Raw genomic sequence first — 24,982 nt, 5'->3', positions numbered from 1 at the left:
TGTCCGCGCGGGCGGGCCCGAACCACTCCCGCTTTGTCCTACCACTCACAGGGTGTGGCTGGGATCGGACCGTGCCCGGATACTGGAGAAATGAACGAACCCGGCCCCCTCGGCGACTTCCTCCGAGCTCGCCGAGCACGGCTGCGACCAGAGGATGTCGGCCTCCGCGAAACCGGACCCCGCAGGCGGGTGCGCGGGCTGCGCCGCGAAGAACTGGCCCAGCTGGCAGGGGTCAGCGTCTCGTACTACACGCGTCTGGAACAGGGAACCTCACGCGGTGCCTCGGCCGAGGTACTCGACGCGGTCGCCCGCGCGCTGCTACTCGACGACCACGAGCGCGAACACCTCGACCGGCTCGCCGGCGCCACCCGCCACCCGTCCCGGGTGCGCCGCCCACGGCCCGAGAAGCTCGCCGACGAGACGCGTGACCTCCTCCGCGCCGTCGACGGCGTCCCGGCGCTGGTACTCGGCCGGCGCACGGACGTGCTGGCCTGGAACACCCTCGGGCACGCCCTACTGGCCGGGCACCTGAACTCCCTCGGCCCGGACGATCCAGCGCGGCGGCCGAATATGAGCCGGATGGTGTTTCTGGACCCGCACTGCCGTGAGCTCTACGCGGACTGGAAACGCAAGGCCCGCGCGGTAGTCGGCAACCTGCGCCTCGCTGTCGGCAAGCACCCGGACGATCCGCTGCTCGCGGAACTGATCGGCGAGTTGACGATGAAAAGCCCGGAGTTCGTCACGCTGTGGCGTGACCACCGCGTAACCCCTTGCGACGCCGCGTCCTACGAACTTCGCCACCCCACCGTCGGCCCGGTGACCGTGACACAGCAGACCCTCTCGATCGCCCGCGCCCCCGACCAGATGCTGATCGTGTGCACAACCCCGGCCGGGTCTCCGAGCGAACAAGGTCTCGCACTACTGCGACATGCAAGCGGCCACCGAACCCCTACCGGTACGTTGTCGGCGACTGCCTGAATCCGGCGCCGAGTGCGCCTCGCCCCCGATGACCCGACCGAACAGCGAGCGGACAGGACGGTGTCACTCTCGAGTACTACTGAGAAAGTCTCCCGCGGAGTGATGTGGCTCGGCTCGCCTCGTTCGTAGTCTCGCCGTACTGCACAACGGCGAGAGGACTTTCCATGGCCATCCCCACCGGGCGGAAACCGCCGACGCAGCGGTTCCGGGTGCCGGTTCTGCTCGGCGGGACGGTCGTGTTGCTGATCGCCGCCCGGGGGCTGGACGTGCTCGTTTCGGGTGTGCCTGTGCTGCGTTTCTTCCTCGGGATCGGCGCGGCCGCCGGGGCGATCGTCGCCTACACGTGGCTTTCCCGCCGTGTCGAGAACCGGTGGGAGGTCACCGAACTGGCCGCCGCGGGGCGGTGGAGTGGGCTCGGGCGCGGCGTGCTCATCGGCGCCGGGGCCTTCCTCGCGACGATGTTGCTCGCGACCCTGTTCACCGACGTCGACATCAGCAGTGGCTCGTTCGGGGCCTGCCTGGGCGTGGCCGGCTCGATGGCCTCGGTGGCGGTCACCGAGGAGCTGCTGTTCCGGGGCGTGGTGCACCGCATCCTGGAGGAACGGACCGGCAGTATCGTCGCGATCGCGGTCTCGTCACTGATCTTCGGTCTGACCCACGCGGTCAACAGCAACGCCACGCTCTGGGGCACCCTGGCCGTCGCGGTCGAAGGCGGCGCGCTGCTGGCCATCGCCTACACCGCCACCCGGTCGCTGTGGCTGCCGATCGGCCTGCATTTCGCCTGGAACTACACCGAGTCCGGCGTATTCGGCACCGCGGTATCCGGCGCCGACGGCGAACCCGGCCTGCTGCGCACCGTCCTCTCCGGACCGGAAGTGCTCACCGGCGGGACATTCGGTCCGGAAGCGAGCCTCTTCGCGCTGCTGTGCTGCCTGGTCCCGGCGGTATGGCTGCTCAGTAATGCGAAGCTCGTCACCCGACGCTGACCAGCTGCGAATGATCAAGTGTTGCTGTTGAGCATTTCGGCAGTCAGCACATGACCGCCGACTCCCCAGCCGCCGTCGACGACCTCGTCGACGAGGACAACGGTGGTCGCGCGAGCGCGTTCGCCATAGATCTCGGCGTACAGCTCGGTGGTGCGTTCCACGATCTTGCGCTTGTCCTCGTCGTCGATGGTGCCGGCGGGGACCTTGAAGTTGGCGAACGGCATAGTGATCTCCTTGTGTGTTGTGATATTCGGTGATGTCGGCGGTCTCGGCGTCAGATCATGCCGCCGTTGGCGCGCACGATCTGGCCGTTGATCCAGTGCCCCTCGGGACCGGTGAGGAAGGCGACGACGCGGGCGATGTCCTCCGGTGTGCCCAGGCGTTCGAGCGGCGGGCTCTCGGCCAGTGTTGTGATCTGCTCCTCGGTCTTCCCATCGAGGAACATCGCGGTTGCGGTCGGGCCGGGAGCCACGGTGTTGACGGTGATGTCGCGACCACGCAGTTCCCTGGCCAGGATCAGTGTCACCGCCTCTACGGCGCCTTTACTGGCGGCATAGGCACCGTAGGTGGGGAACTGGGCGCCGACCACGGATGTCGAGAAGCTCACGAACGAGCCGCCGTCGCGCAGCCGCCGCGCCGCTTGCTGGGCGACGACGAAGGTGCCGCGGATGTTGACGCGGTGGATCGCGTCGAGAACATTCAGATCGAGATCGGCGATCGTGGCCAGAGCGAGGCGGCCCGCTGAGTTGACGACGACGTCGACGCCTCCGAATTCGGCCTCGGCGCGGTCGAACAGTGCGGAGACGGCTTCTTCGTCGGCGACGTCGGCCCGGACCGCGAGGGCGGTACCGCCCGCCGCGGAGATGGTTGCCACGGCATTCTCGGCAGCGGCGGCGTTGTCCGTGTAGTTGACGACAACGGTGCTGCCGCGGGCCGCCAGCTCGAGCGAGATCGCCCGCCCGATGCCACGGGATCCTCCGGTGACGACGGCAACCTGTCCGGCCTTTCGTGATGCGGTGTCGGTGGATGTCATGGTCTTCACTATCGGCGGCGCGGGCGGCGGGTACGAGGGGATGTCATCCCCTGTGTCGCCGGCCCGGCGTGGCGCAGACTGGATGTCATGAGCGTCGCGAAGTATGCCGAGCTGGGTGCGTTCCTGCGGTCCCGGCGCGAGCGCATTCGGCCCGAAGAGGTCGGATTCGTATCCGGGCCGCGACGGCGCGTGCGCGGACTCCGTCGCGACGAGGTGGCCCAACTCGCCGGAGCTTCGGTGGACTACTACAACGAGCTCGAGCGCGGGGCCGGGTCGCAGCCGTCGGAACAGATGCTGGCGGCGCTGGCGCGCGCGTTGCGGCTGACCGCCGACGAACGTGACCACATCTATCACCTCGCCGATCGTCCGGTGCCGCGCGCCGGAACCGCGAGTTCGCACGTCCATCCAGGAATGGTCGACCTGCTCACCCGGCTGATCGCGACGCCCGCCCAGGTGATCACCGACCTGCACGTCACGCTGGTGCAGAATGCTGCGGCCGTCGCGCTGCTCGGCGATCAGTCCGGCTGGCAGGGCATGGCGGCGAGCTTTGTGTACCGATGGTTCACCGACCCCGGAGCCCGGCAGCTCTACCCCGAGAGTGACCACGAGACCCAGTCCCGGGCGTTCGTCGCCGACCTGCGGGCCGCCGCCGGTCGTCGCTCCGCGGCGGATCCCGAAGCAGCTTCGCTCATCTCCGAGCTGCTGAGCTGCTCCGCCGAATTCGCGGCGCTATGGACGGCTCACGAGGTGGCATTCCGTCGAAACGACCGCAAACGTATCAATCACCCGGCTCTCGGCCTGATCGAAGTCAACTGCCTCAATCTGTTCAGCGAAGACGGCCGGCAACGGCTGCTCTGGTTCACCCCGGCCATCGGCACCGACAGCGCGGACAAACTGGACCTGCTCACGGTGGTCGGCACACAGGAGTTCACCGAACTCCTATGACCGGTGCAGGGTTTGATCGATTTCGCCACCGGTACGCTACGCAGAAAGATCAGACAATCGATTGCCTCTATTCAGACCGCATGGCCGCCTTCCGGTCTGCGACCCTGGGCTACGAGACCGGGGTCCTATTGCGCGTCGTCCGGGGACCGCTGCGAGCCGGGGCGTACATGTGCGCGGGTTCCGTGTGGACCGAACAGGATCAGCAACTCGACCGCACCCCCGTCGGCGCTGCCCAGCCAATGCGGCAGGGACGTATCGAATTCGGCGGCCTCACCGGCCGGCAACGTCATGTCACGGTCGCCCAGGATCAACCGCAGCCGGCCGTTGAGGACGTACAGCCATTCGAAGCCGTCGTGCGTCTGCGGTGTGGGTTCCGGCGGGTGCGACCGGGCCGGGATCATCATCTTGAACGCCTGCACCCCGCCCGGACGCCGGGTGAGCGGGATGTACACCATTCCGGATCGCTGGATCGGCTTCAGGTGGATCCGGGGATCGCCGGTGCGCGGGGCGCCCACGAGATCGTCGAGTGGAACGCCGTAGGTACGCGCCAGCGGTAGCAGTAATTCCAGACTGGCCCGGCGCTGCCCGCTTTCCAGCCGGGACAGCGTGCTCTCGGAGATTCCGGTCTTTTCCGTCAGGTCGGCGAGGGTGATTCCGCGGTCACGGCGCAGCGCGCGCAACCGCGGACCCACCACATCGAGTACTTCTTCCGTTTCCCGGTCCATCCGGGCATCTTGCCGGAACCGCAAGACTTCGTGCCAGGTGCGGGTGTGGCCGATGAGACTGAACCGGCCCGGCCAGAAACGGGTTCACCTCCACAGAACGGATCACGATGACCACCGCAACCAGGCCACCGGCGCGTCAGGCTCTGCGCATAGTGGCGGCCACCACGCTCACCTGCCTGCTCATGATCTGTACCGCGGCATGCGGCGCGCCGAGGGCCACCGAGATACCGCCATACGCCGCGGCCACCCATGAAGACCCCGGCTTCGACGGCACTTTCCGCCACGAATTCGCCGATATCGACGGCGTCCGCATGCACTACGTGACCGGCGGCAGCGGTACACCGGTGGTGCTGATCCACGGTTGGCCGCAGACCTGGTACGGCTGGTGGCCGATCATGCCCGAACTCGCCGAACACCACACCGTCTACGCCGTCGACCTTCCCGGGCTGGGTGACAGCACCGGATCGCCGACCGGCTACGACAAAGCCACCCTCGCCCGCTACATCCACACTCTGATCGCCGAGCGGCTCGGTGTGCGCGACGCGCGCGTCGTGGGACACGATTTCGGTGCCGCGGTGGCATTCCAGTACGCGGCCCAATTCCCGGACGACACCGAACGACTCGGCTACTTCGATCTCCCGCTACCCGGCCCCGCCATCGATGCCGGCACCTACCGGACGATGAGCTGGCATATCGCCTTCCATTCCCAGCGGCGGGTTCCCGAGGCGGTAGTGGGCGACGACGTCCGGGAATACCTTGCCCTGTTCTACCCTCAGGTCGCCTTCGGCGGAACCGCTTTCGGCGGTACGTCGACGCGCTCGCCGTTCACCGATGCCGAGATCGACGAGTACGCCCGGACTTACACTCGCACCGAGGCACTGACCGGCGGCTTCGAGCTGTACCGCAGCCTCGACCTGGACGTCCGTGCTACCGTCGCGGCGGCACCTGTCCGGGTCCCGACGCTGCTGTTGACCGCCCACGGACAGCTCGATCCGGTCCGCGCCACCGTGGCCCCGCGGATTACCCATATCGTCCGGGCAATCGACGTGCCGGCCGCCGGGCACTGGCTCATCGAGGAGAACCCCCGGTTCGTCACGGCGGAGCTACTGCGTTTCCTCGACGGCTGAACTCCCCGCGGTCCGGTCCGGCAGGCGAAACCCTGCGCGCATGCCGAGCTTGTCGGCGGCTACTCGTAGCGTTCGTGGAATGAACTGGAGACCGTGGCTGGAGCTGTGGAGCGAGGAACGGATCACCGCCGGTGATCCGGGCGAGCTGGATCCGGAGGTGGTGCGGCAGCGCTGGCTCGGGTACGGCCCGGCCGCCGAGGCCGACGTCGCGGCGGTCGAGGAGCGTCTCGGCCTGAGGTTGCCGCCCTCGTATCGCAGCTTCCTGCTGACCACCGATGGATGGCGCCATGCCGGGGAATTCGTGGGGCAGTTGCGTGACACCACAAACCTGGGGTGGCTGCGTGACCTCGAACCGTTCTGGGAATCGTGGGCCGACCTGGTCACCGATGCTCCGGTCGACGCACCGGGTAACCCGTTCTCGCGCGGGCTGCTGATCTCACTGCACACCGACGCCGGGATTCTGTTCCTCGACCCGGCCGACCGTGACGAGAACGGCGAATGGGCCGCCTACAGCGTGTTCTCCTGGGCTGAATCGCCGCAGCGATACCCGTCGTTCACCGCGCTCATGGAATCGCTGTACCAAGGCTTTCACCGGCTGCGCCGGCCCGCGGGCGAGACTCGTGACAGCTGGGATCTGGTGGTGGAACAGGCCCGGGGCGAGGCACTTTCCGGGAACATCGACACAGCGATGGTGGCCCTGGAAAAAGCCCAAGGGTTCGGGCGGCCACGCACCACAGTCCTGCGAGTCCAGCTCCAGATGTTCCTCTCCACTTCCTCCCCCTACGAGGTCTCCCGGCTTCTTTCGCAGCTGCTGCCACCGGAGTCGGTCCCGAACGGATTCTTCACCAGTTCACTGTTCACCGAAGAGTTCCTGCCGTGCATGTTCCTGCAACACGAACATAAAGAACCCTGGTATGGCTCCGCGCTGGAGAATGCCCAGTACCTGGCAGACCGCGCACTCACCGGACACCGCCTAGCCCTCGAAATCGCCCAGCAACACGCCGACGACGAGCACTCGCAGTATTCCGCGCTCGAAGTTTCCCAGATCCTCGAAAACGCCCGGAACGACGCCGGTTTCGAGATCGGACGCACCATCGACGAGCACCGGACGCGGGTTCGACAGCCCGGCTATCGCCTCACCTACGGCAACCAGGCCTTCGATACCGCGGTACGACACGCGCTCGCCGAACACCACTCCGACCCGACGGCACTGTGGCAGGCACTCGAAGCCGCGATGACGCATTGGCAGCCCCGCACGCCAGATCACATCGCCCCGATCGCGCTGCTCGCAGACCCTGTTCTGGCGTACAGCCTCACCCCGGACCGCGGCCGCGCATTGTTGCGTAGACCACGAAGTGGCCGCTGACCTGTCACCACAGAACAGTAGAACCGCCGACCGCCGCACCGGATAAACACGGTGACGCCGGCCGAACTGCCCCACGATAATGGCCGTCGTGGAAAGTCAGGGGCTGGAGGTTGTCGTCGCCCATCACGACCGCGCGACACTGCGGATCGGCGATGTGTTCCTGAAGATCGACACCGATCAGGCACGCGCCGATGTCGAGATCGACGCAATGGAGCGGGCGCCGATCCCCACTCCTGAGATCCTGTGGCGCCGACCGCCCGTGCTCGCACTCGCCGCCCTCCCGGGCGCGCCACTCGGCCGCCTCGGTGAGCCGTCGAGCGCCTCACCGGCGGCGTGGGCCGCGGCGGGGGCCGCCGCACGGATGCTGCACGATGCGCCCCTGCCGCCGCAGTCCGGTTCCGGCATCGAAGAATTGGCCACGGAACTCGACACCGAATGCCGATGGCTCGCCACGCACGGGGTTCTTCCCTCCGACGTGATCGCACGCAACCGCCGGATTGCCGAGACCGCACTCCGGCCCTGGGCACCGGTGTTCATACACGGCGACCTGCAGGTCGCCCATGTGTACGTCGACAGCGACAAGGTCACCGGCGTGCTCGACTGGTCGGAAGCGGCCCAGGGTGACGCTTTGTACGACCTCGCCACCTTGACGCTCGGACACTCCGAGCACCTCGGCGACGTCGTCGCCGGCTACGGCGCCGAGGTGGACCTCGACATGATCCGCGCATGGTGGTCGTTACGAAGTCTGCGGGGAGTCCGCTGGCTGGTCGAACACGGCTTCGACCCGAACTCGCCGGGCTGCGAAATCGACGTACTGAGAACCCAGGCGCTACGAGCATGATTCGCAGCAGGACGATACGCAAGAAGATTCTGCTCGCGTTGCCGCGAGCGCCCACCGGTACTTTCTTCGGAGCACCGAACCTCCACATCAAGGGCTCCGGGAGACCGATGCGGCGGATTGTGCCATCATTACCGACTGCTGGTGATTGTCTGTACCCGAGGGGGGCGGACGAGATTTTCGATGTTCGGGGTTTCGATGATGAGGACGGTTTCCGCTACCGGTTGCCTGGTCGTGGGTGCGCTGCTACTGGCCGGATGTTCCGGTGGTTCTGCGGACCAGGAGACATCGACGGAGGTACCCGGCACCTCGTCGCCGACGGCGGCCGCAGGGACGAGCGTGTCCGTACAGGTCAGTGTCCCGCCCGCACCGGCACAGACCGGCGCGAAACAAGTTCGGTTCGACCCGTGTGTGAGCGTAGGTGACGATTTGGTGGCCCGGGCCGGATTCGCCCCGGAAACCCGCGAAAGAGCCACCAGCGAAGGTGTCGGCATCTTCACCGAAATCGGCTGCCAGTTCTGGCGCGAAACTCTGGTAGACGGCGAGATGCTCCCCACCGGCGCGGTATCGGTGACTTCCAGCGATTTGACTCTCGACGATATTCGGAAGAACTCCGGTCACGAGATTTTCGGCGCGGACCCGATCAGTGGACGCGCGGCGGTGCTGTATCGGACTCCGGCGAATCCCGGCGCCTGCTCGGCAGCCGTCGAATCAACCGACGGAATATTCCGGGTGGGCATCATGACGCTGCCGGCAGGCCCGGTCCAGGCGCCTCCACCCTGCGACGAGATCCGCCGGGTAACCGAGATCCTGAGCGAATCGCTCGGCACCGACTGAAACCTGGAACCCGGCGAAGGATCCGTCCACCCGATCCGATAGCCGGGGCGTGCAGGCAACGTAGAACGAACGGAATCAGAGGATATCGATGACCGAGACGTTATCGGCAAATTCCAGCGAGATCGCCGGCCTGGGTGCTCTCCTCGCCTCGATCGGGGCCGACGTCCAGTCGACGTCGGATTTCGTGGCAAAGGAAGGCAGAGCGGCAGAGTGGCTGCACGGGCCGATCATCGACACCCTCGTGGCTCCGATCAACGACGCGGCCGACTGGATGTCCCAGCGACACCGGGTACTCGCCGAGACCACTACCGGCAGCGGGACGGAACTCAACAAGGCCGCCTGGATGTATCACGACCAGGACCAGAAGACCTATGCCGCGCTGAACGCGGCCAAGGTAACCGAAGAATTCATCTCCATGGTCGCCGGGATGGACACAGCATCGCCGGCGCTCAAGGCATATGCCGAACGAGTCGCCGGCGGCGAATGCCGCTGGCGCGATATCGAAAGTCTGGCGAATCCGGTACCACCGGAAGTCGCCGAGATGAAAACCTCGCCACAGTTCACCTGGACATGGACCCCGGAGCCACCTCGAGCACCCGAGCCGCCGCCGGCTCCCACCTGGCCACCGACCCAGACCCCGATCCGTCGCCCACGAGCGGGTGAAACCGTCGTCGGGCCCAGTGACTGGCCTGATGACTTCGACGAATACCCCGGCGAGACGCGGTGGCGCTGACATGAACGATGCTCGTAGCTGTGGTCCATTTCGGTCGGTGAATTTCCGGTCGCGTTCGAGGAGTTGAGATGGGGCGGTCCGGCAGGATGGTCGGCCCTATGTCACTGGTGTGGACATTGGGCGTCCCGGTAGCCGCAGTGGCGTTCATGGCCGGCGCGTTGAACCTGGGTGCCGTTATCGCCCGGGCGATAGGTTCACCGGTCGCCACGGCGCTGTTTCTCCCGGTGAGCGCGTTGGCGGGTATCGGAGCGTGGATGTTCGTGCTGACCGCGGCATGGCGACTGCGCCGTTACTATTTGCGCCGCACCGGGGAGACGATGTCTGCGGTGGTGGTCGATTCCGAACTCCACCGCAAGCACAATCGGGGGCCGTTCGGATTCGACTTGTGGCGGGTTCGCGTCGAAGCCCGGTTCCCGCACCCGGAAACGGGCGCCGAATCCCGGATACAGAAGCAATTCTTCTATTTTCAGTTCCAGGAGACAAAGGCCCGCGCGCTGGCCGAACAGCTGCATTCCGGTGCCTCGGTTCCAGTTGCCGTCCGCCGGAACTCCGCACTGTTCGATATCCCCAAACGACCGGTCTGGGCGGATATCTGGTAGCCACGACTCATAGACGGATGCTGCTGCCCGGGACGATCGGGCGATCACACTGCCTCGAGCCCGTCGCGGTAGGTGAGGCCGGACGCGCTCAGGGCCCCATCGGCGAGGTCGCCTGTCTGCGACGAACATCGATTCGAACGCTCCCGGCCGACCACGTCCCCGCGGCGGCCGCGAACGGCGTGGCTTACCCCGAGTGCTGGGATCGGAGCTGTTGCACCTCGGCCCGCAATTCCGCGATCTCCCTGTGCAGTGCCTGAATACACACCAGTGCGACACCGCTGGCATCCACCGCCGGGATCACCGTGTCTTTATCGCCCAGGCCGAAGGCGGCCTTCCAGTCCTGGGCCATCGGGCCCAGGTGGCGTACATGCTCGGGTTCCCAGTTGTACCGCCATGTACTGATCGGCAACTCGGAGACCGTGGTGAGAATGTCATAGCCGTTCACCGGCTCGGCGGTCGGCGACCGGACGGCAGTCGGCTTCGTCGCCAACTGCCGTAGCCGACCGATCAAGCTCAGCGTTCCCACCGAACGGGGGTGATGTCCCGCTTGACCTCACGGTCGCTGACGATGGTCGCAGCGGCGGCGCCGGCACCTGCCACGGCGTTGGCGGCCAACAGGGAAATGAATGCCACGGCGAGGGATACTTTTCGCATGGTCGTACCTTTCGATACCGGAAAGGGTTCCGGTATCGACTGACACCGGCACTGTTCCGGAGAATGTTTCGATCTCACCCGGCAGGACACCGGATGGGATCGAAGCATACCGGCGACGGCCGATATGTTCCTGCCGAGAAGAGTCGCGTGAATCGAGACCGGCTCGGGTCAGAGGCCGGTTCGCTGCAGTTCGACGGCAGATACGACTCGGTCGGTCTTGCGCTGATACCCGCCGAACCGGGGCGGACGGGGCGACGTCACGCAGGGGCGCCGAGCGGTGGGTGGTCGAGCACGCGGGGCTTGTACTCGACCAGTTGGATACGGCCGTCGAAGGTGCGGTGTTCGATCATCTCGAGGGCGACGTCCGGATAGCCGTCGTAGATGCGCTCCGCGCCCGTGGCCCCGGTGATCACCGGGAACATCACGACCCGGAAGCGGTCGACGAGTCCGGCTCGCAGTAGGGACCGGCTCAGGCCGAGGCTGCCGATCGTGCTGAGCAGCCCCGAGCCACTCGACTTCATGGCGCGGACCGCCTCGACGGCGTCGTCGCGGACCAGCGTGGCGTTGGCCCACGTCAGCGGCTCCGCGAGCGAGGAGGAGAACACCACCTTGGACGCCTGCGTGAGCTCATCGACGGTCGCCTCTTCTTCGGGCCTGAACTCGTCTTGGCCATCCGGGACCTCGCCGGCGGCGAAGCCCGACATCAGACGGTAGGTGTTCGCTCCCATCAGGTAGGTGACCTCGGGTTGCTCGCCCAGCCACGCGAGGTACTCCGGGCCCTCGAGGCCCCAGAACCCGGGCCATCCCTCGCCCGATGCGTAGCCGTCCAGCGAGGTGATGAAGTCGACGAGAAGCTCCGACATGGCAGTGTCCTTTCCTACGGTGTCACGAGTTTCGACCGGCCGGGAGCCGCAAATTCATCGGTGTCGGTCGTGCTTCGCCTCGTAGCGCAGCAGGACCGTGCCGCACGGGAAGGTGCGGTTCTCCAGCAGTCGCAGCGATATCCACGACGGCAGCGTCGGGAAGAACGGGGTGCCGCCGCCCACGGCGGTGGGCGCGAGCACGAGCCGGAACTCGTCCACCAGCCCGGCCTGCACGATCGGCGCGGCCAGGGTCGCGCCGGCCACCTCCAAGCTGCCGTCGGTTTCGGCTTTCAGCTTCCGCACCACCTCGACCGGGTCACCGCGTTCCAGGCGGGAATTCCAGTCGACCGACTCCAGGGTGCGTGAGAACACGACCTTGGGCATATCGCGCCAGACGCGGGCGTAGTCGACGATCATGGGGGTGGCGTCCGGGGCCTTGTCGGCGGTCGGCCAGTACGCGGCCATCAGTTCGTAGAGCCGCCGCCCGTAGAACGACAGGGCGGTCTCCCGCACGAAGTCGTTCCAGTACTGGTGCAGTTCTTCGCTCGGATCGCTCCAGTCGATACTGCCTTGCGCGTCGGCGATGTAGCCGTCCACCGACACGTTGAAGCCATAGATGAGTCTGCCCATACCGATAAGACTGCACCGGACAGCGAAACTCATCGCGACGCCACACGAAATGTAGCCACTTTCGCGACCACTGCTCGCCTCCGTTGTTTTTAGCGACAGACTGTCGTAATCTTTACGACAGTCTGTCGCATAAATACGTGCGATGGTGGCAACCACCCGCCGGCCTGCGGCAGTACCACCCGTTGCGCCGCCGTAGTGAATGGAGAGGAAATGACGAACACGCTTGCCGATCGCGCCGAGATCATCGAACTGATGAGCCGCTATGCCGACATAGCCGACCTGAAGGAGTTCTCCGAGCTCCCCCGGATCGTCTTCACCGACCCACTCACCCTGGATTTCCAATCCGTCGCCGGCATTCCGCCGATGACCACGCCGCTCGGCGATTACCTCCAGATCCTGCGCGTCTCCTTCGCCCCCTACACAGCAACCCACCACGCCATCACCGGCCACGTCGTCGATATCGACGGCGACAAGGCGACGATCCACGCCCACGTCCGGGCCGAACATTGGGTCCCGCGGGAAGTCGCCGGCGACGGACCCAACTGCTGGCTGGTGGTCGGCTTCTACGACAACGAGGCGGTTCGCACGGCAGACGGCTGGCGTCTCAGCCGTGTGAAACTCACCTCGGCCCACCAGGAGAACCCCCATCTGTCGGCCGTCGGCCTGGCCGCCGAAAAGGCAACGTAACGGCGGATAATGCCGCGCAGTCGTGTGTTGCGCAGGTACAGACCGGCACAGCAGCTCCTGCACAGAAGGGTTATCGGATGCCGCGGATAAAGGGCGCCAGCATCGAGGAGCACCACGAGAAGGTGTGGACCGACCTCGCCGAGGCGCTGCGGCAACTCCTGCTCGAACGCGACTACGACTCGATCACCATGGGCCATATCGCGGTTCGCGCCGGGCTCGCGCGCAACACGCTGTACAACTACGCGCGCGACAAGAGCGGACTGGTCCGGGCGCTGGCCGAGCGGGCGAGCCGGCCCGCCGTCGAGCGGGTGGCCGCGATCGCCGCACGCTCGGCAGACCCGGCCGCGGACCGGCTGCGGGAGATCATCGAGGCTATCCTGGACGCCTCCACCGACCAGCCCATGCAGCTGATGTTCCGGCCGGGTTCCGCCCCGCTGGTCGCCGAGGTGCCGAAGGGGGCGGACAACCCGTTCCACGCGATCGTGATCGAGGTGGAAAACGTGGTCCGGGACGGAATTGCCCGGGGGGAGTTCCGCGATCCCGGCGATGTGCAACTCGTGGTGGAGCTACTGTCCGGCGCTATGCGGGCGGGCGCCGAACGCGTCGGACGGGACCCGGCCGCTTTCGCCGCGACAGTCGCCGCAGCGCGCGATATCGTCCTCGCGTCACTGGTCCGTCACCCGGATCCGCCCGATCCCGCCACGTGAATCGAGGCCACCTGCGGCAGGCAGGTCCCCCCGAGTAGTTTCCCGAGCAAGGTCAGGGCTCGAAGGTGATTCCGGTGAGTTGTTCGCTGTCGGCCCACAATCGCGCGCCCAGTTCGGTGTTGTCGGCGCCTTTCGGGAGTTTCGCGGGCTCGGGGGTGCCGGAGGTCTGGTCCCGTCCGGCCGGGCCGATGAATTCTCCGCTGGTGGCATCGGGGCTGGTGGCGGCGTAGAGCGAGGGCCAGGCGGCGCCGACGGCGGAACCCATCAGCAAGCGTGCCGCGAGCGGAGTGAACAGGCGCGTCAGCAGTCCGGTGCCGTGTTGCTGGAGGCCGGTCATAGCCGAACCGGGGTGGACGGCGAACGCTTCGACGGGGGTACGGGCGGTGCGGCGGGCGAGTTCGAGGGTGTAGACGATATTGGCGCGCTTGGACTTTGCGTACGCGGCCATGCCGCGGTAGCTGTTTTCACTCATCAGGTCGTCGAGCTTGCCGATGGGCCAGCGTGCGGCGATCGCGCTGACGGTGACGACGCGAGCGGCGGCCGAGCGGCGCACAGCGGGCCAGATATGGGCGTTGAAGGCGAAATGGCCCAGGTGGTTGGTGCCCACGGTCATCTCGAACCCGTCGCGGGTGGTCAGGCGGGTGGGCAGATTCATCACCCCGGCGTTGTTGAACAACAGGTCGATGGTCTCGGTTTCCGCGATCCGTTGAGCCACGCTGCGCACCGAGGCGAGGTCGGACAGATCCAGGAGCAGGGTGTCGGCCTCGGCCCGCGGTGCCGCGGCGTGCACGACGTCGACTGCCTCGTCGAGTTTGGCCTGGTTGCGACCGGCCAGGATGATCCGCGCACCGCGGGTGGCCAAGACGCGGGCCGTCTCCAGGCCGATACCGCTGTTACCGCCGGTGATCAGGGCGGTGCGGCCGGTCTGATCAGGAATGTCGTCCGGTGTCCAATGCGCCATGCAGACCGCGCCTCCTTGTTGAATGAATGTTCATTAGCAGCCTGCGCCGCCGCGCCGCCTTTGTCAAATGAATGTTCAATAACTAGCTTGGAGGTGTGCGCACCAGGAATCCCGAAGCGAAACGGCAACTGCTGTTCGACGCCGCACTGGCCGAATTCGCCGAGTTCGGTTTGGCCGGAGCGCGCATCGAGCGGTTGGCCAAGCGCGCGGGAATCAGTGCGGGCCTGGTGTATTCGTTCTACAAAGGCAAAGACGAACTCTTCGACGCCGTCTTCGACATGATCGTGGACACGACGGTGGCGACCGTGCCGCTGGACGCGGACCGCCTACCGGAGTACGCGGGTCGGCTGCACGACGCCGGACTGGCCAACCCCCAGGTCATGCGGTACCTGATGTGGTACCACCTGCTGCGTGGCGAGGCCGCCCAGCGCGCATCGGTGGCCGAGTCGATGCGCGCGAAGGTCGAGGCGATCGAACAGGCCCAACAACGCGGGACGGTGACCGCCGCACTGCCCGCCGCGCACATCCTGGCCTTGGTGCTGACAATCGCGAACATGTGGCACCAACCCACGGAAGACATCGCGCGACTGGTACCCGAACCCCAACGCCGCAGCCTCGTACTGGACGCGGTCACCACCCTGGTCTCACCCACCGATACCTGACCCGCGGCCGCCACCTTCCCACCGGTCGAGCCTCGACCCCGCGAGCCGAGACCGGCGCACTAGGTCACCACGAAGTCGGCCATCATCGCCATATCCTCATGTTCGAGATTGTGGCAGTGCAGCATGAACGGGCCGGGGTAGTCGGTGAAGCGGACCGCCACCTCGACCACTTCGGCGGGGCGGACATCGACGGTGTCTTTCCAGCCTGCGTCGAAGGGACCGGGTGGGCGGTTGTTACGGGATACCACCTGGAACGGGTCGAGGTGGACGTGGACCGGGTGGTGGAAATCGGTGATGAACCGCCAGATTTCGACCGTGCCCAGGCGCGGGTTCGCCAAGGCCCGGCCCGGTTCGTAGGGTACGCCGTTGATCGACCAGCCGGCCGGGCCCAGCTGGAACAGGAAGGTGCGCTCGGCGACGGCGGCGGCCGGGTCCAGGCGCTCCATGGGTGCGAGCCGATCGGGGACGGTGGTGTCGTCGTATCTCAGGGTGCCGGTGACGTCGAAGCGCATGATGTCGGCGGCCGGTCCGGTATCGAGGGTGTTGCGTAATCGGACCGAGGTGCCGGGCGGGTACGCGGCGAAGTCGATGATCACATCGAACCGTTCGGCCGGGGAGATATCGATGTGGTCGTGCCGGATCGGCCGGTCGAGCAGGCCCCCGTCACTGCCTATCTGCACGAAATCGCTTCCGGGAGTTTCGAGGGTGAGCCGGTAGCGGCGTGCGTTGGAAGCGTTGAGCAACCGGAATCGGTAGCGCACCGGCGATACCTCCAGCCGCGGCCAGGGTGCGCCGTTGACGAGCACCACATCACCGAGGACCCCGTTCATGTATGGGTCGGTGACACCGGGTGTGTGCAGGCCGGGGTCGATCAGCGGGTAGGCGAACGAGCCGTCGGCGGCGAAGGAACGGTCGCTGATGAGCAGGGGGATGTCACGGTCGCCGCGGGGCAGCGGCAGGGCATCCTCGATGTCGTCGCCGATCAAGTGGAACCCGGCCAGCCCGAACCAGACCGCCGGGCCGGTGAAGCCGTGCCGGTGGTCGTGGTACCAGAGGGACGCGGCGCGTTGACGGTTCGGATACAGGTAGGTGCGTTCGCCGTGGGCGAGGGCGCCCGTCGTGGTGGCGACCCCGTGGCCGTGGTTGTGCCGGGGTGCGGTGGTCGCGCCGACCGGCAGGATCAGATCCATCGGGTAGCCGTCGCTGTCGGCGGGTGTGTGCCCGCCGTGCAGATGCACCACCGTGGGATGGGGCAGTTCGTTGCGGTGGCGCACCGAGGTCGCCCGGCCGGACCTCGCCCGGATGGTCGGACCGGGGAAACTGCCGTGGTAGGTCCATGCTTGGGTGCGCAGACCCGGCAGGATATCGAGATGTGCTGTGCGCTGGATGATCTCGTAGTGGTCGGTGGTGGCATCGGAAGCGACGGGAGCGAGCTCCGGTGGAATCGGTAGCTGCGCGCGGAACGGCCGTGGCAGGGGTGCCGCGCTGGGGAGCAGCAATCCGGGTTCACCCGGTCGCACGATCCTCGGCACCGTCGCCCAGCCCGCGGCGCCAAGGGCGACAGCCGCGCCGACCCCGGCCCCCGCGCGTAGAAATCCGCGCCGGCCGATGCTCATCGCTGCCACCGCCACGCCCAGCTCACCAGCAGCGCCGAGCCGATGGACAATCCCACCGCGAGCGGAATATGCACCGCCAGCACACGTTCCTCACCGAGCGGGATGAGCGCCGCCGCGATCACCAACTGCAGCACTGCGGTCCGGACGGGCCAACCAGGGCCACCACCCCTGCGCCACAACAACACCGCACACCCGAGCTGACCGAGGAACACCAGTGCCACGAAGCCGCCGTTGCGGCTGTGCATCGCCAGGGCCTCGAAGTGCCCGGCCAGGAAGCCGCCGGCCAGCGCGGCCTGGGCGAATACCAGCACCGCCGCCGCCGTCGCCGTCGCCCGGAACAGCGGCAGCGGCCACCCGGCGACTACGGCCGCGGTCATCGGCGGACCTGGCGCACACCGCGACGCCACACTTCGGCGATCTCGGACGCGGCGGTGATATCCGCGGTCGGGTCCCCGTCGACGAGCAGCAGATCCGCACGCAAGCCCGGCGCGATACGACCTCGATCGCGCAGCCCGAAGCGATCGGCCGTCCGGCTCGTGGCGGCCGTGAGCACCTCCATCGGGCTCAACCCCACCCCGATCAGCAGCACCAGTTCCCGATGCAGACCCGAACCATGGGCGGGTACGTACGGGGTCGCGTCGGTGCCGGCGAGCAGTGGCACCCCCGCCTGATACAGCGCCCGCGCCACCCGGATCGCGTCGGCGAACGAGCCGGGCCGCGCGCAGTCGGCAGTGGTCTCGCGCTGCCCGGTGATGGCCTCGAAGTACACGAGGGTGCTCACCACGAACAGGTCCTGCGCGGCGATCCGATCGGCCAGAGCGAGGGTGTGGTCGGTGAAATCGGTCCATACATGTGCCAGCCCGTCGACACCGGCGTCGAGTGCGATCGTCACCTCGCGCTCGGTGATCGCATGCGCGATCACCTGCAATCCCGCGTTATGGGCGTGGGTGGTGAGCGCGTGTGCGGTCTGCGCCGACAGCACCGGCAGTCCCGTGCCGTGCACGGCGCCGTCATCGATGACGATCTTCAGATAGTCGGCGCCCTCCGCCAGCCTGGCCTGCACGAAATCCGCAGCCTGCTCGGGACCCGAGATGGTGTCGAACGGTGCGAGGCCACGGGCGGCGATATCCGGCGAGGCGAGCAGTTGACTCGGATGCCCGCCGGGTGCGGTGGCCAGGGTGGCCGCGCTGCGGAAATCGGCGATATCGTCGCGCAGCTCGGCCGCCGCGCGCTGGGCGGCCAGGACCTCGGGGAGGCAGAACATATCGAGTTCGGTCGTGACGCCGAAGGTCAGCGCGGCGGCCAGGTCGCCGTCGAAGATGTGGGTGTGGGCATCGATCAGACCCGGCAGCAGGGTGCGGCCGGTCCCGTCGATCTCCACATCGGCCGGACCGTCGTCGGTGGCGACGATCCGGCCGCCGTCGATGAGCACTGTGGTGCGATCGATGCGCTGCTCACCGTCGAAGACACGGACATCGCTGATTCGGGTACGCATGGAAGCTCCTGGTGGGTGGGGAAGGATGTCGTCGGCAAGGAGCGAGAGATGCGGGCAGAATGTGACAGCGAAGCGGTGAGCGTGTGGGGTGGATCACGGAATCCGGCGCACGTGTCACACTCGGCGTAGCCGCGGTCCTCTTCGTAGAAAGATCCCTGCCGGACCGGAGGACTGCCGTGAACGATGACATCGACAACGCGACCGAGACGTTCGTCGGCTACCGCGAACTGTTGTTCTCGGTGGTCTACAACATGCTCGGCAGCGTCGCCGACACCGAGGACGTCCTGCAAGAGGTGTGGCTGGCGTGGCAGGCCCGCGTGCGGGGCGCCGAGCCGATCGACAACCTCCGCGCCTATCTCACCCGGATGGCGGTGAACCAAGCCCTCGCCCGCCGATCAGCGCTGGCCCGGCGCCGCGAAGACTATGTGGGGCAATGGCTTCCGGAGCCGCTGCTAGACAGCGACGCCACTGCGGACGACGGTGCGGCGAACGTGCTGCGGACGGAGTCGTCGTCGATGGCGATGCTGGTGGTCCTGGAATCGCTGACTCCACTGGAGCGCGCGGTGTTCGTGCTCAACGAGGTCTTCGCCTACCCGCACACCGAGATCGCCGGCATGGTCGACCGCTCCCCCGCCGCGGTACGCCAAATCGCTCATCGCGCCCGCGCCCACGTCCGGGCGCGCAGGCCACGCACCCAGGTGGACCCGCGGATCCGCCGGGAGGTGACCGAACGCTTCGTCGACGCCGCCATGGGCGGCGACCTCGAAGAACTACTCGCGGTACTGGCGCCGGAAGTCACCCTCTGGACCGACAGCGGCGGTGCCGGTGTCGCCACCTCGTTGCAGCCGGTCCACGGGAGAGCCGCTGTCGCCGAAGTGTTCATCTCCGTTGCCGCGGCCGGTCTGGACGGTTACCGAGTGGGATGGCGCACGGTCAGCGGCGATCCCTGCGCCGTGATCTTCGACGGGGACGCCCCGCTGGCGGTCGTCGTCCTCGATATCGCCCCCGACGACACCGTCATCGGGGTCTACTCGGTGACCAATCCCGCCAAACTCACCCGGGTCAGCGATCCGGATCCGGCTCGCTGACCGAGGAGCCGAGGACCGGAGCGCCCTGCAAGTGCTGGATCTCCTCGTCCGGATACGGGGTGTTCCTGCTCGTTTGCTGGAACGCATGCATGAACTCGAACATCGTCGCGGCGATCGGCGCGTGCCGGATGAGAACCGCGGCGGCTCCCTCGGAAATACCCTCCGGTGGCTTGCCCTCGGCGAACGAGCGAACCATCGCGGCACGGGCGTCACTCCGGAGCCCGTACAGGGCGGTGACCAGCCAGTTCACCAGATAGGTGGTGGTGTAGCCGCGGTCGTAGCTCTGGTTCCGGTCGACGAACGCGGTCTCCGCCGGCGAGAGGTCGAACCCGGAGGAGAGCGCGAGTCCGTAGTCGCCGAAATAGAGGCGGTGACCGTCGGTCAGGATGTTTTCGAAGTGCGCGTCGAGGTGCAGCAGTCCACGGCTGTTCATGAACGCGACGCCGGCGGCCAGTTCCCGCTCCACCATGACGCAGGCCCGGTCGGTGGCCTCATCGCCCGCGTCGATCCGGTCGTTCAGCCACTCGTGCAGGTTCTGCGGGATGTACTCCAGGAACAGCGCGATGCTCGCCGCAGAGTCCCGGAGGGCCTCGATCCGGTGACGTACCTGTGGTCGACCGTCCCAGTAGGCGACTGCGCTGTCGATATCGGCGAGTTCCTCCGGCAGCGGTGTCGTGTCCGGCAGCACCCGCCAGTGGTACATCAGCGGGAAGGCGTGGTGTTCGGCGGCGAGCACCCAGTTCGTCGTCATGGTGTGCACGGCGAGCTCGCGCCAGGCCCCGAAGCCTGGTGCGCCGATCAGACCGACGCCGTAGTGGCAGAAGTCCGGCAGGTCGAACAGGTTCGCCGTGGACCGGACGTGCTCGGGCCGCAGTTCGAGGTCGGTGAGGGGTACTCGCTTCACGAAGACCGGGATTCCGGCGACCTCCAGTAGTGCCGACTTCCCGCCGATACCGGCGCCGAGCGGCACCGCCGTATCCACGAGCTCGCGCAAGGCGTGATCGCTGTGCAGCGCCAGGACCGTCGAGACGGCGCCGTGGGAACGCAGGCGCGACAGGTCGCGGGTCGCCGCCGCATCAGGTGAGCAGGATGTCACCGCGTCGAGTTCAGGCATCCGGCTCGAGCCACATCGGGATCAGCGTGGGCCCGTTCTCGGGAAGAAGGAAAGTGCGGTCGGTCCGGCGGAACCCGATACGTTCGTAGAGCCGCGCGGACCGCTCACTGCTGGCCTCCAGGAATGCCGGTAACGCGGTACGGGCCAGCGACCCCGCACGATGCCGCAGCAGCAGGGCACCGGCACCGCGGTTGCGGAACTCGGGCGTCGTAGCGATGACCTGCAGGTAACTGTGCGGAAATCGCCGGGGATGTTCACGGGCAAGCAAATTCGTGAGGTAGGCGCTGCGGCGCAGTGGCGCCGACTCCGGTTCCGCGGCGGCAAGCCTCGCGACTTCCTCCGCCTCGGCCGCCAGGCCGTCCAGCGTGGTTATCGTCTGCCACAGCGACACTGTCCGGATTCGCCCGTCCGCCTCGGCAATCCAGATTTCGCCGTCGTTCAGGGCGGTGTCGATGAGTTGCCCGGCGTAGGGATTCAGGAATTGCCGGGGCGGATACCCGGCGAGCAGCCAGGCCGTCACCGGGTCGTCGACAGCTCCACTGAGAAAGGCCGCGAACACCTGTTCCCGATCGGCGCTCCGCGCACGGCGGAGCGTCGGATGTGCGGTCATGGGGCTGCCCCTTCCCTGGTGGAACGTCGTTTTCCAGCCACCAAGGTAGAAACCGGTATCCCCGCCGGCCAGCATTTCGTCACACATTTTCATGTGTCGAAATGGAACCGTCCGGTTGCCGGGAGTTGCAGGGCGTGGGCCGAGCCGGAGCCGGTTTCCGTGCCGTATACGCACGGGTCCGGCCGGGGTCGTCACCGGGCGTGAGCGCCTGGTACGTGATCGTGACGTCACCGACGAGCGGGTGGTGGTACCGCTTCAGGCCGGCACTGCGTTCGTGCACCCGCGGCCCGGCCTCGTAGAATCGTGGTGTTGCCCGCGTATCGCACCCGGCCCCGGCCGGAGCCCGCCGCACCGCCGCCCGCCCCGATCCCACCGAGCCGAAGGGGACGGATATGCGCACCACCTCGAACGAGATCTGGCCGGCCCTGCGGGTGGACGAGTGGACCGACACCCGCGACACCCTGCACATGTGGACCCAGATCGTCGGCAAACTCCGCCTGGCTCGCGCCCCGATGGTCAATCACTGGTGGCAGGTGACTTTCTATCTCTCCGCCCGCGGTTTGACCACCTCGGCGATCCCGTACGACCATGGGACGTTCGATATCGAATTCGACTTCATCGACCATCAGCTACACATCCGGTCCTGCACCGGCGCGCGGCACCGGATCAATCTGGAGCCCAAAACCGTGGCCGCGTTCTACGAAGAAGTGATGGACGCCTTGCATGCGCTCGGCATCGATATCGCGATCCTCGCCAGACCGGTCGAGGTGGAACCCGCGATCCCGTTCGCCGACGACACCACCCACGCCGACTACGACCGGGACCATGCCAACACCTTCTGGCGGCAACTGGTGGCGGCCGACCGCGTCCTGAACCGGTTCCGCGGGGAGTTCACCGGGAAAGCGAGCCCCGTGCACTTCTTCTGGGGTGCGCTGGACCTGGCCTACACCCGATTCTCCGGGCGCACCGCCCCACCGCATCCGGGTGGCGCCCCGAACTGCGCCGACTGGGTGATGGTCGAGGGCTATTCCCACGAACTGTCCAGTTCCGGCTTCTGGCCCGGGGGCTCGGCCGAGGGCAGTTTCTACGCCTACGCCTATCCGGAACCCGACGGGTACGCGCAGACACTGATCCGGCCACCCGCGGGCTACTACGACGCCGCCGTCCACGAGTTCCTGCTTCCCTACGAGGCCGTGCGCACCGCCGACGATCCCGAAGCCACCGTGCTGGAATTCCTGCGCGCCACCTACGGCGCCGCCGCCGACACCGCCGGCTGGGACCGCCGGCATCTGGAGGCGGTTGCGCCTGAAACGCGGTGACCCGGCCACAGCCGTCTACCCGGCGAGGAAGTTCGCGATATCGGTGGCGATCCGGTGCGGGTGTTCACCGTTGATCGCGTGGGACGCGCCGGGGTAGACGTGTACCGTGCCGTGGCGCAGATTCTCCCGGGCGGTCCGGGCGGCGGCGAAGCTGTCGTGCATCGGCGAGTTGCCGGCGAGGATCGCCAGGACCGGCATCTCCAAGGCCCGGAGGCGCTCCGGCGCGATAAGGCTCGGCTGCGGTTGTTTCATTGTGTACGTGGACATTCCGGCTTCGATCATCCGGGCGACGGGCACGTCTTCGACCGGAGCGCCACCGGCGGTCCAGCTGTTGAAACCGTCCCGCCACGATTTCGGGGACCAGCTCACGCTCACCGGCAGCGACCGCAGCATCAGCTCGAGGGAAAGTCCGGTGAAGGTCTGCACCGGCTCCACCAGGATCAGGCTCGCGACCTTCTCGGGTTCGTGGACGGCGAGGTTGGCCGCGGTCCAGCCACCGATCGAGAGACCGATCAGGTGGAACGCCGGTTCGGGCAGCGCGAGCAGGACTTCGTGCAGCCAGCGGGCCTGGTCGGCGTGGGATTCGATCGGGCGGTCCTGCACACTCATTCCGGGTTCGCCCAGCAGGTCCAGTGCGTACACCGAACGCTGCGCGAGCAGACCCGGCATATTGTCGGCGAATACCGGTGCGCCCGAACGAGTTCCGGGAAGCAGGAGGAACGGTTCCCGGTCGGTTGCCGCCGCGGGACCGGCATATCGGTACACCCGGACGATCCCGTAGCCGGTCCGCACGTCCAGGACGCGCTCCGGTGCGGGCATCTCCCGCATCGCTTCGTCGTACGCGGCCAGGTAACGGTCCTTGTCGCCGGCCGAGTCGAAATGGCCCACGGGCGAGGTGTCCCGCAGGACGAGCCAGGCCAGGGTCGCCGCGGTGACGGTGGCGGCGACGACCTGAAGTGCTCTGCGCCACCGCGATCGTGGGCGGCCGGTCCGCCGGCCGCGCGGGTCACCGGCCGCTTGCGTACCTCGGCCGGGTTCGGCACGCCCATCGGGCGCGTCGGTGGTCACCTCTGCTGTGCGGCGAGTAGACATCGGTCCAGGAAATCCTTCGTTCTCTGATGCAGGACACGATCTTCCGACGGCCAGCGGTGATCCGACCGCTCCATCGCGCGGTACAGGTCACCGGTTCCGGCGGGCTGGTCCCGGAGCGCGTGCTCCGTGGTCTCCTGCCATTCCCGGCCGAGGCGCCGACCCGAGGGCGAACCGGCCGGCACCCCGTTCTCCGCCAGCAGCAGCGCCTGAACCGCACACGCCTTCCAGCCGAAGTAGGTGGTGAGCACCCGCTCCACATCGATATCGAGGTCGGCAGGCGCATGCGGATCCGCATTCTCCACACCGGGGTGCCGCAAGAGCGTGCGGTCCAGGCTCATGGTGGCGGCCACGACCCCTTCCGGTACCCGGGTATCCGGGTGTTCCCGCAATACCTGTGTCACCGCGGCCAGCACGATCCGCTGACACCGCAACCGCAGTTCCGCGATCTCGAGCAGCCGGACCTGCTCGCTGTAGGTCTGCACCAGCGATTGGCCGTCCTGCCGGTCGAGCGCCGTGCCGATTTCTTCGAGCCGCAACCCCGCGCTGGTCAGCAGCTGGATCCGGCGGAGCCGATCCAGTTGCTCCGGGCCGTAGCGCCGGCGCCCGCTGTCATCGCGATCCGCGACCAGCAGCCCGATGCGGTCGTAGTACTGCAGCGTGCGCACCGTGGTCTCGCACCGCCACGCGGCTTCCCCCACCGCGATCCATTCCACTGCGTCCCGACCAGGCATAACAGCGAGCCTGGCATATGACGTAACGTCACCTGCAAGCCTCGCCGAACCTGAGGAAGTGACATGTCGGATCGTGAACCGGATGTTGTGCTCGGACCGTTCTCGTCGCCGGACGCGCAGGCCACACCGTGGGCATCGGCGGCGGCCGTCCTCGACGAGGCGGAGGTGTTCTGGCTTTCCACCGTGCGCCCGGACGGCCGGCCCCATGTGACGCCCTTGCTGGCGGCATGGAGTCTCGGCGGTATGTGTTTCACCACCGGCGATCAGGAGCGCAAGGCGCTCAACCTCGAAAACAATCCGCATTGTGTGCTGACAACCGGCACGAACGCTTTGACCGGTGTGGACGTCGTCCTCGAGGGGGTCGCAGCCGTCGTGGACCAGGCCGCCGAGCGCGCACAGGCCGTCGCGGATTTCGAGCGGAAGTACGGAGCGCAGCTGACCGATCCCGCGGGCACCTGGTACGGATTGGGCGAAGCGGTCATCGCCGGTGACGTCCGGCTGTATCGGATCGCGCCGACCGTCGGATTCGCGTTCGGCAAGTTACCGACCTCCAGCCAGACTCGCTACACCTGGCCGCACCGGTGAC

The 24,982-nt window shown here is 67.2% G+C and carries 31 protein-coding genes; 15 read left to right on the top strand and 16 right to left on the bottom strand.

Going from position 1 to position 24,982, the window contains the following annotated elements; all coding sequences use genetic code 11:
* The first annotated feature begins 90 nt into the window (after window positions 1-90).
* Together ACQEVO_RS02660 and ACQEVO_RS02655 are read left to right on the top strand one after the other, a co-directional pair.
* Window positions 91-978 carry a helix-turn-helix transcriptional regulator gene (locus tag ACQEVO_RS02660; protein ID WP_432908527.1) on the top strand — a complete coding sequence of 296 codons (888 nt, stop codon included), beginning with the start codon at window positions 91-93 and terminating at the stop codon, window positions 976-978.
* A gap of 164 nt (window positions 979-1,142) precedes the next feature.
* Entirely contained in the window at window positions 1,143-1,964 is an 822-nt protein-coding gene (locus ACQEVO_RS02655; RefSeq protein ID WP_432908525.1) for a lysostaphin resistance A-like protein, read from the top strand.
* 14 nt (window positions 1,965-1,978) lie between these two features.
* Here ACQEVO_RS02655 and ACQEVO_RS02650 read toward each other — a convergent pair whose 3' ends face one another.
* Entirely contained in the window at window positions 1,979-2,188 is a 210-nt protein-coding gene (locus ACQEVO_RS02650; RefSeq protein WP_432908522.1) for a tautomerase family protein, read from the bottom strand.
* Window positions 2,189-2,238: 50 nt separating this feature from the next.
* Window positions 2,239-2,997: an SDR family oxidoreductase gene (locus ACQEVO_RS02645; protein ID WP_432908519.1), complete on the bottom strand. Its 759-nt coding sequence runs from the start codon at window positions 2,995-2,997 to the stop codon at window positions 2,239-2,241.
* An 87-nt stretch (window positions 2,998-3,084) separates the two neighbouring features.
* Here ACQEVO_RS02645 and ACQEVO_RS02640 point away from each other — a divergent pair, with 87 nt between their 5' ends.
* Window positions 3,085-3,942 (top strand): helix-turn-helix domain-containing protein, encoded by an 858-nt coding sequence (locus ACQEVO_RS02640; protein WP_432908517.1) that lies wholly within the window; start codon window positions 3,085-3,087, stop codon window positions 3,940-3,942.
* A 125-nt stretch (window positions 3,943-4,067) separates the two neighbouring features.
* On the opposite strand, the gene ACQEVO_RS02635 is transcribed toward ACQEVO_RS02640, so the two are convergent.
* On the bottom strand, window positions 4,068-4,667 hold the full coding sequence (locus tag ACQEVO_RS02635) for a helix-turn-helix domain-containing protein (protein ID WP_432908514.1): 600 nt from the start codon (window positions 4,665-4,667) through the stop codon (window positions 4,068-4,070).
* Window positions 4,668-4,774: 107 nt separating this feature from the next.
* Between ACQEVO_RS02635 and ACQEVO_RS02630 the strand changes: the two genes are divergently transcribed.
* The 6 genes from ACQEVO_RS02630 (at window position 4,775) to ACQEVO_RS02605 (ending at window position 10,167) form a co-directional block, all read left to right on the top strand.
* Window positions 4,775-5,794 carry an alpha/beta fold hydrolase gene (locus ACQEVO_RS02630; protein WP_432908512.1) on the top strand — a complete coding sequence of 340 codons (1,020 nt, stop codon included), beginning with the start codon at window positions 4,775-4,777 and terminating at the stop codon, window positions 5,792-5,794.
* A 79-nt stretch (window positions 5,795-5,873) separates the two neighbouring features.
* Entirely contained in the window at window positions 5,874-7,160 is a 1,287-nt protein-coding gene (locus ACQEVO_RS02625; RefSeq protein WP_432908510.1) for an SMI1/KNR4 family protein, read from the top strand.
* A gap of 79 nt (window positions 7,161-7,239) precedes the next feature.
* Complete coding sequence (locus ACQEVO_RS02620) at window positions 7,240-8,001, top strand: phosphotransferase family protein (protein ID WP_432908507.1); 762 nt, start codon at window positions 7,240-7,242, stop codon at window positions 7,999-8,001.
* A gap of 180 nt (window positions 8,002-8,181) precedes the next feature.
* The gene (locus ACQEVO_RS02615) at window positions 8,182-8,835 is read left to right on the top strand and encodes a DUF3558 domain-containing protein (RefSeq protein ID WP_432908504.1); all 654 of its coding nucleotides are present in this window, start codon (window positions 8,182-8,184) and stop codon (window positions 8,833-8,835) included.
* A gap of 88 nt (window positions 8,836-8,923) precedes the next feature.
* Window positions 8,924-9,568: a hypothetical protein gene (locus ACQEVO_RS02610; protein WP_432908502.1), complete on the top strand. Its 645-nt coding sequence runs from the start codon at window positions 8,924-8,926 to the stop codon at window positions 9,566-9,568.
* A 98-nt stretch (window positions 9,569-9,666) separates the two neighbouring features.
* Window positions 9,667-10,167: a hypothetical protein gene (locus ACQEVO_RS02605; protein ID WP_432908499.1), complete on the top strand. Its 501-nt coding sequence runs from the start codon at window positions 9,667-9,669 to the stop codon at window positions 10,165-10,167.
* 184 nt (window positions 10,168-10,351) lie between these two features.
* Here ACQEVO_RS02605 and ACQEVO_RS02600 read toward each other — a convergent pair whose 3' ends face one another.
* From ACQEVO_RS02600 to ACQEVO_RS02585, 4 genes are all read right to left on the bottom strand, one after another.
* A complete protein-coding gene (locus tag ACQEVO_RS02600; RefSeq protein ID WP_432908497.1) occupies window positions 10,352-10,657 on the bottom strand; it encodes a tail fiber domain-containing protein in 306 nt (101 codons plus the stop codon).
* 23 nt (window positions 10,658-10,680) lie between these two features.
* The gene (locus tag ACQEVO_RS02595) at window positions 10,681-10,821 is read right to left on the bottom strand and encodes a hypothetical protein (protein WP_432908494.1); all 141 of its coding nucleotides are present in this window, start codon (window positions 10,819-10,821) and stop codon (window positions 10,681-10,683) included.
* A gap of 257 nt (window positions 10,822-11,078) precedes the next feature.
* Window positions 11,079-11,684, bottom strand: coding sequence for a dihydrofolate reductase family protein (locus ACQEVO_RS02590; protein WP_432908491.1), 606 nt, complete (start codon window positions 11,682-11,684; stop codon window positions 11,079-11,081).
* Window positions 11,685-11,738: 54 nt separating this feature from the next.
* The gene (locus ACQEVO_RS02585; protein ID WP_432908488.1) at window positions 11,739-12,314 is read right to left on the bottom strand and encodes a dihydrofolate reductase family protein; all 576 of its coding nucleotides are present in this window, start codon (window positions 12,312-12,314) and stop codon (window positions 11,739-11,741) included.
* Between the two features lie 210 nt (window positions 12,315-12,524).
* Between ACQEVO_RS02585 and ACQEVO_RS02580 the strand changes: the two genes are divergently transcribed.
* Together ACQEVO_RS02580 and ACQEVO_RS02575 are read left to right on the top strand one after the other, a co-directional pair.
* A complete protein-coding gene (locus tag ACQEVO_RS02580) occupies window positions 12,525-13,001 on the top strand; it encodes a nuclear transport factor 2 family protein (RefSeq protein WP_432908486.1) in 477 nt (158 codons plus the stop codon).
* Between the two features lie 77 nt (window positions 13,002-13,078).
* A complete protein-coding gene (locus ACQEVO_RS02575; protein ID WP_432908484.1) occupies window positions 13,079-13,708 on the top strand; it encodes a TetR/AcrR family transcriptional regulator in 630 nt (209 codons plus the stop codon).
* Window positions 13,709-13,760: 52 nt separating this feature from the next.
* On the opposite strand, the gene ACQEVO_RS02570 is transcribed toward ACQEVO_RS02575, so the two are convergent.
* Window positions 13,761-14,669 (bottom strand): oxidoreductase, encoded by a 909-nt coding sequence (locus ACQEVO_RS02570; protein WP_432908481.1) that lies wholly within the window; start codon window positions 14,667-14,669, stop codon window positions 13,761-13,763.
* A 95-nt stretch (window positions 14,670-14,764) separates the two neighbouring features.
* On the opposite strand from ACQEVO_RS02570, the gene ACQEVO_RS02565 reads away from it, so the two are divergent.
* Window positions 14,765-15,331 carry a TetR family transcriptional regulator gene (locus ACQEVO_RS02565; protein ID WP_432908479.1) on the top strand — a complete coding sequence of 189 codons (567 nt, stop codon included), beginning with the start codon at window positions 14,765-14,767 and terminating at the stop codon, window positions 15,329-15,331.
* 59 nt (window positions 15,332-15,390) lie between these two features.
* Here ACQEVO_RS02565 and ACQEVO_RS02560 read toward each other — a convergent pair whose 3' ends face one another.
* The 3 genes from ACQEVO_RS02560 to ACQEVO_RS02550 are packed head-to-tail and all read right to left on the bottom strand — an operon-like array spanning window position 15,391 to window position 18,442.
* Window positions 15,391-16,947 (bottom strand): multicopper oxidase family protein, encoded by a 1,557-nt coding sequence (locus tag ACQEVO_RS02560; protein WP_432908477.1) that lies wholly within the window; start codon window positions 16,945-16,947, stop codon window positions 15,391-15,393.
* Window positions 16,944-17,324 (bottom strand): hypothetical protein, encoded by a 381-nt coding sequence (locus tag ACQEVO_RS02555; RefSeq protein ID WP_432908475.1) that lies wholly within the window; start codon window positions 17,322-17,324, stop codon window positions 16,944-16,946. Before ACQEVO_RS02555 ends, ACQEVO_RS02560 begins: the two co-directional genes overlap by 4 nt.
* Window positions 17,321-18,442, bottom strand: coding sequence for an amidohydrolase family protein (locus ACQEVO_RS02550; RefSeq protein WP_432908472.1), 1,122 nt, complete (start codon window positions 18,440-18,442; stop codon window positions 17,321-17,323). Before ACQEVO_RS02550 ends, ACQEVO_RS02555 begins: the two co-directional genes overlap by 4 nt.
* A gap of 176 nt (window positions 18,443-18,618) precedes the next feature.
* On the opposite strand from ACQEVO_RS02550, the gene ACQEVO_RS02545 reads away from it, so the two are divergent.
* Window positions 18,619-19,530 (top strand): sigma-70 family RNA polymerase sigma factor, encoded by a 912-nt coding sequence (locus tag ACQEVO_RS02545; protein WP_432908470.1) that lies wholly within the window; start codon window positions 18,619-18,621, stop codon window positions 19,528-19,530.
* Here the strand turns inward: ACQEVO_RS02545 and ACQEVO_RS02540 are convergent.
* The 3 genes from ACQEVO_RS02540 to ACQEVO_RS02530 form a co-directional block, all read right to left on the bottom strand.
* Window positions 19,505-20,644, bottom strand: coding sequence for a protein kinase family protein (locus ACQEVO_RS02540; RefSeq protein ID WP_432908468.1), 1,140 nt, complete (start codon window positions 20,642-20,644; stop codon window positions 19,505-19,507). The genes ACQEVO_RS02545 and ACQEVO_RS02540 overlap by 26 nt on opposite strands.
* Window positions 20,637-21,254: a GNAT family N-acetyltransferase gene (locus tag ACQEVO_RS02535; RefSeq protein ID WP_432908466.1), complete on the bottom strand. Its 618-nt coding sequence runs from the start codon at window positions 21,252-21,254 to the stop codon at window positions 20,637-20,639. The genes ACQEVO_RS02540 and ACQEVO_RS02535 overlap by 8 nt, the downstream gene beginning before the upstream one ends.
* 79 nt (window positions 21,255-21,333) lie before the next feature.
* Window positions 21,334-21,723 carry a hypothetical protein gene (locus ACQEVO_RS02530; protein ID WP_432908464.1) on the bottom strand — a complete coding sequence of 130 codons (390 nt, stop codon included), beginning with the start codon at window positions 21,721-21,723 and terminating at the stop codon, window positions 21,334-21,336.
* On the opposite strand from ACQEVO_RS02530, the gene ACQEVO_RS02525 reads away from it, so the two are divergent.
* Window positions 21,647-22,573: a DUF5996 family protein gene (locus tag ACQEVO_RS02525; RefSeq protein WP_432908461.1), complete on the top strand. Its 927-nt coding sequence runs from the start codon at window positions 21,647-21,649 to the stop codon at window positions 22,571-22,573. The two genes, ACQEVO_RS02530 and ACQEVO_RS02525, sit on opposite strands and share 77 nt — an antisense overlap.
* A gap of 15 nt (window positions 22,574-22,588) precedes the next feature.
* On the opposite strand, the gene ACQEVO_RS02520 is transcribed toward ACQEVO_RS02525, so the two are convergent.
* Both ACQEVO_RS02520 and ACQEVO_RS02515 read right to left on the bottom strand, forming a co-directional pair.
* Entirely contained in the window at window positions 22,589-23,665 is a 1,077-nt protein-coding gene (locus ACQEVO_RS02520; protein WP_432908458.1) for an alpha/beta fold hydrolase, read from the bottom strand.
* Window positions 23,638-24,396: a MerR family transcriptional regulator gene (locus tag ACQEVO_RS02515; protein ID WP_432908455.1), complete on the bottom strand. Its 759-nt coding sequence runs from the start codon at window positions 24,394-24,396 to the stop codon at window positions 23,638-23,640. The genes ACQEVO_RS02520 and ACQEVO_RS02515 overlap by 28 nt, the downstream gene beginning before the upstream one ends.
* Before the next feature lie 63 nt (window positions 24,397-24,459).
* On the opposite strand from ACQEVO_RS02515, the gene ACQEVO_RS02510 reads away from it, so the two are divergent.
* On the top strand, window positions 24,460-24,981 hold the full coding sequence (locus ACQEVO_RS02510) for a pyridoxamine 5'-phosphate oxidase family protein (protein WP_432908452.1): 522 nt from the start codon (window positions 24,460-24,462) through the stop codon (window positions 24,979-24,981).
* Window position 24,982 lies beyond the last annotated feature (1 nt).

Origin of the sequence: Nocardia sp. CA-290969 (assembly GCF_050936135.1) — a bacterium.
In the GTDB taxonomy this organism is placed as follows: domain Bacteria; phylum Actinomycetota; class Actinomycetes; order Mycobacteriales; family Mycobacteriaceae; genus Nocardia.
The sequence above is the reverse complement of the archived record's forward strand: the minus strand, read 5'-3'. Positions and strand labels throughout refer to the sequence as shown.

What these genes read in the sequence shown, in the direction of transcription:
- ACQEVO_RS02560 (WP_432908477.1), bottom strand. Translation starts at nt 16,947, where the DNA reads ATGAGCATCGGCCGGCGCGGATTTCTACGCGCGGGGGCCGGGGTCGGC.
- ACQEVO_RS02635 (WP_432908514.1), bottom strand. Translation starts at nt 4,667, where the DNA reads ATGGACCGGGAAACGGAAGAAGTACTCGATGTGGTGGGTCCGCGGTTG.
- ACQEVO_RS02660 (WP_432908527.1), top strand. Translation starts at nt 91, where the DNA reads ATGAACGAACCCGGCCCCCTCGGCGACTTCCTCCGAGCTCGCCGAGCA.
- ACQEVO_RS02640 (WP_432908517.1), top strand. Translation starts at nt 3,085, where the DNA reads ATGAGCGTCGCGAAGTATGCCGAGCTGGGTGCGTTCCTGCGGTCCCGG.
- ACQEVO_RS02525 (WP_432908461.1), top strand. Translation starts at nt 21,647, where the DNA reads ATGCGCACCACCTCGAACGAGATCTGGCCGGCCCTGCGGGTGGACGAG.
- ACQEVO_RS02610 (WP_432908502.1), top strand. Translation starts at nt 8,924, where the DNA reads ATGACCGAGACGTTATCGGCAAATTCCAGCGAGATCGCCGGCCTGGGT.
- ACQEVO_RS02620 (WP_432908507.1), top strand. Translation starts at nt 7,240, where the DNA reads ATGGCCGTCGTGGAAAGTCAGGGGCTGGAGGTTGTCGTCGCCCATCAC.
- ACQEVO_RS02520 (WP_432908458.1), bottom strand. Translation starts at nt 23,665, where the DNA reads ATGTCTACTCGCCGCACAGCAGAGGTGACCACCGACGCGCCCGATGGG.
- ACQEVO_RS02650 (WP_432908522.1), bottom strand. Translation starts at nt 2,188, where the DNA reads ATGCCGTTCGCCAACTTCAAGGTCCCCGCCGGCACCATCGACGACGAG.
- ACQEVO_RS02605 (WP_432908499.1), top strand. Translation starts at nt 9,667, where the DNA reads ATGTCACTGGTGTGGACATTGGGCGTCCCGGTAGCCGCAGTGGCGTTC.
- ACQEVO_RS02590 (WP_432908491.1), bottom strand. Translation starts at nt 11,684, where the DNA reads ATGTCGGAGCTTCTCGTCGACTTCATCACCTCGCTGGACGGCTACGCA.
- ACQEVO_RS02580 (WP_432908486.1), top strand. Translation starts at nt 12,525, where the DNA reads ATGACGAACACGCTTGCCGATCGCGCCGAGATCATCGAACTGATGAGC.
- ACQEVO_RS02630 (WP_432908512.1), top strand. Translation starts at nt 4,775, where the DNA reads ATGACCACCGCAACCAGGCCACCGGCGCGTCAGGCTCTGCGCATAGTG.
- ACQEVO_RS02625 (WP_432908510.1), top strand. Translation starts at nt 5,874, where the DNA reads ATGAACTGGAGACCGTGGCTGGAGCTGTGGAGCGAGGAACGGATCACC.
- ACQEVO_RS02575 (WP_432908484.1), top strand. Translation starts at nt 13,079, where the DNA reads ATGCCGCGGATAAAGGGCGCCAGCATCGAGGAGCACCACGAGAAGGTG.
- ACQEVO_RS02595 (WP_432908494.1), bottom strand. Translation starts at nt 10,821, where the DNA reads ATGCGAAAAGTATCCCTCGCCGTGGCATTCATTTCCCTGTTGGCCGCC.
- ACQEVO_RS02570 (WP_432908481.1), bottom strand. Translation starts at nt 14,669, where the DNA reads ATGGCGCATTGGACACCGGACGACATTCCTGATCAGACCGGCCGCACC.
- ACQEVO_RS02645 (WP_432908519.1), bottom strand. Translation starts at nt 2,997, where the DNA reads ATGACATCCACCGACACCGCATCACGAAAGGCCGGACAGGTTGCCGTC.
- ACQEVO_RS02530 (WP_432908464.1), bottom strand. Translation starts at nt 21,723, where the DNA reads ATGTGCAGGGTGTCGCGGGTGTCGGTCCACTCGTCCACCCGCAGGGCC.
- ACQEVO_RS02655 (WP_432908525.1), top strand. Translation starts at nt 1,143, where the DNA reads ATGGCCATCCCCACCGGGCGGAAACCGCCGACGCAGCGGTTCCGGGTG.
- ACQEVO_RS02540 (WP_432908468.1), bottom strand. Translation starts at nt 20,644, where the DNA reads ATGCCTGAACTCGACGCGGTGACATCCTGCTCACCTGATGCGGCGGCG.
- ACQEVO_RS02585 (WP_432908488.1), bottom strand. Translation starts at nt 12,314, where the DNA reads ATGGGCAGACTCATCTATGGCTTCAACGTGTCGGTGGACGGCTACATC.
- ACQEVO_RS02535 (WP_432908466.1), bottom strand. Translation starts at nt 21,254, where the DNA reads ATGACCGCACATCCGACGCTCCGCCGTGCGCGGAGCGCCGATCGGGAA.
- ACQEVO_RS02550 (WP_432908472.1), bottom strand. Translation starts at nt 18,442, where the DNA reads ATGCGTACCCGAATCAGCGATGTCCGTGTCTTCGACGGTGAGCAGCGC.
- ACQEVO_RS02615 (WP_432908504.1), top strand. Translation starts at nt 8,182, where the DNA reads ATGTTCGGGGTTTCGATGATGAGGACGGTTTCCGCTACCGGTTGCCTG.
- ACQEVO_RS02515 (WP_432908455.1), bottom strand. Translation starts at nt 24,396, where the DNA reads ATGCCTGGTCGGGACGCAGTGGAATGGATCGCGGTGGGGGAAGCCGCG.
- ACQEVO_RS02510 (WP_432908452.1), top strand. Translation starts at nt 24,460, where the DNA reads ATGTCGGATCGTGAACCGGATGTTGTGCTCGGACCGTTCTCGTCGCCG.
- ACQEVO_RS02555 (WP_432908475.1), bottom strand. Translation starts at nt 17,324, where the DNA reads ATGACCGCGGCCGTAGTCGCCGGGTGGCCGCTGCCGCTGTTCCGGGCG.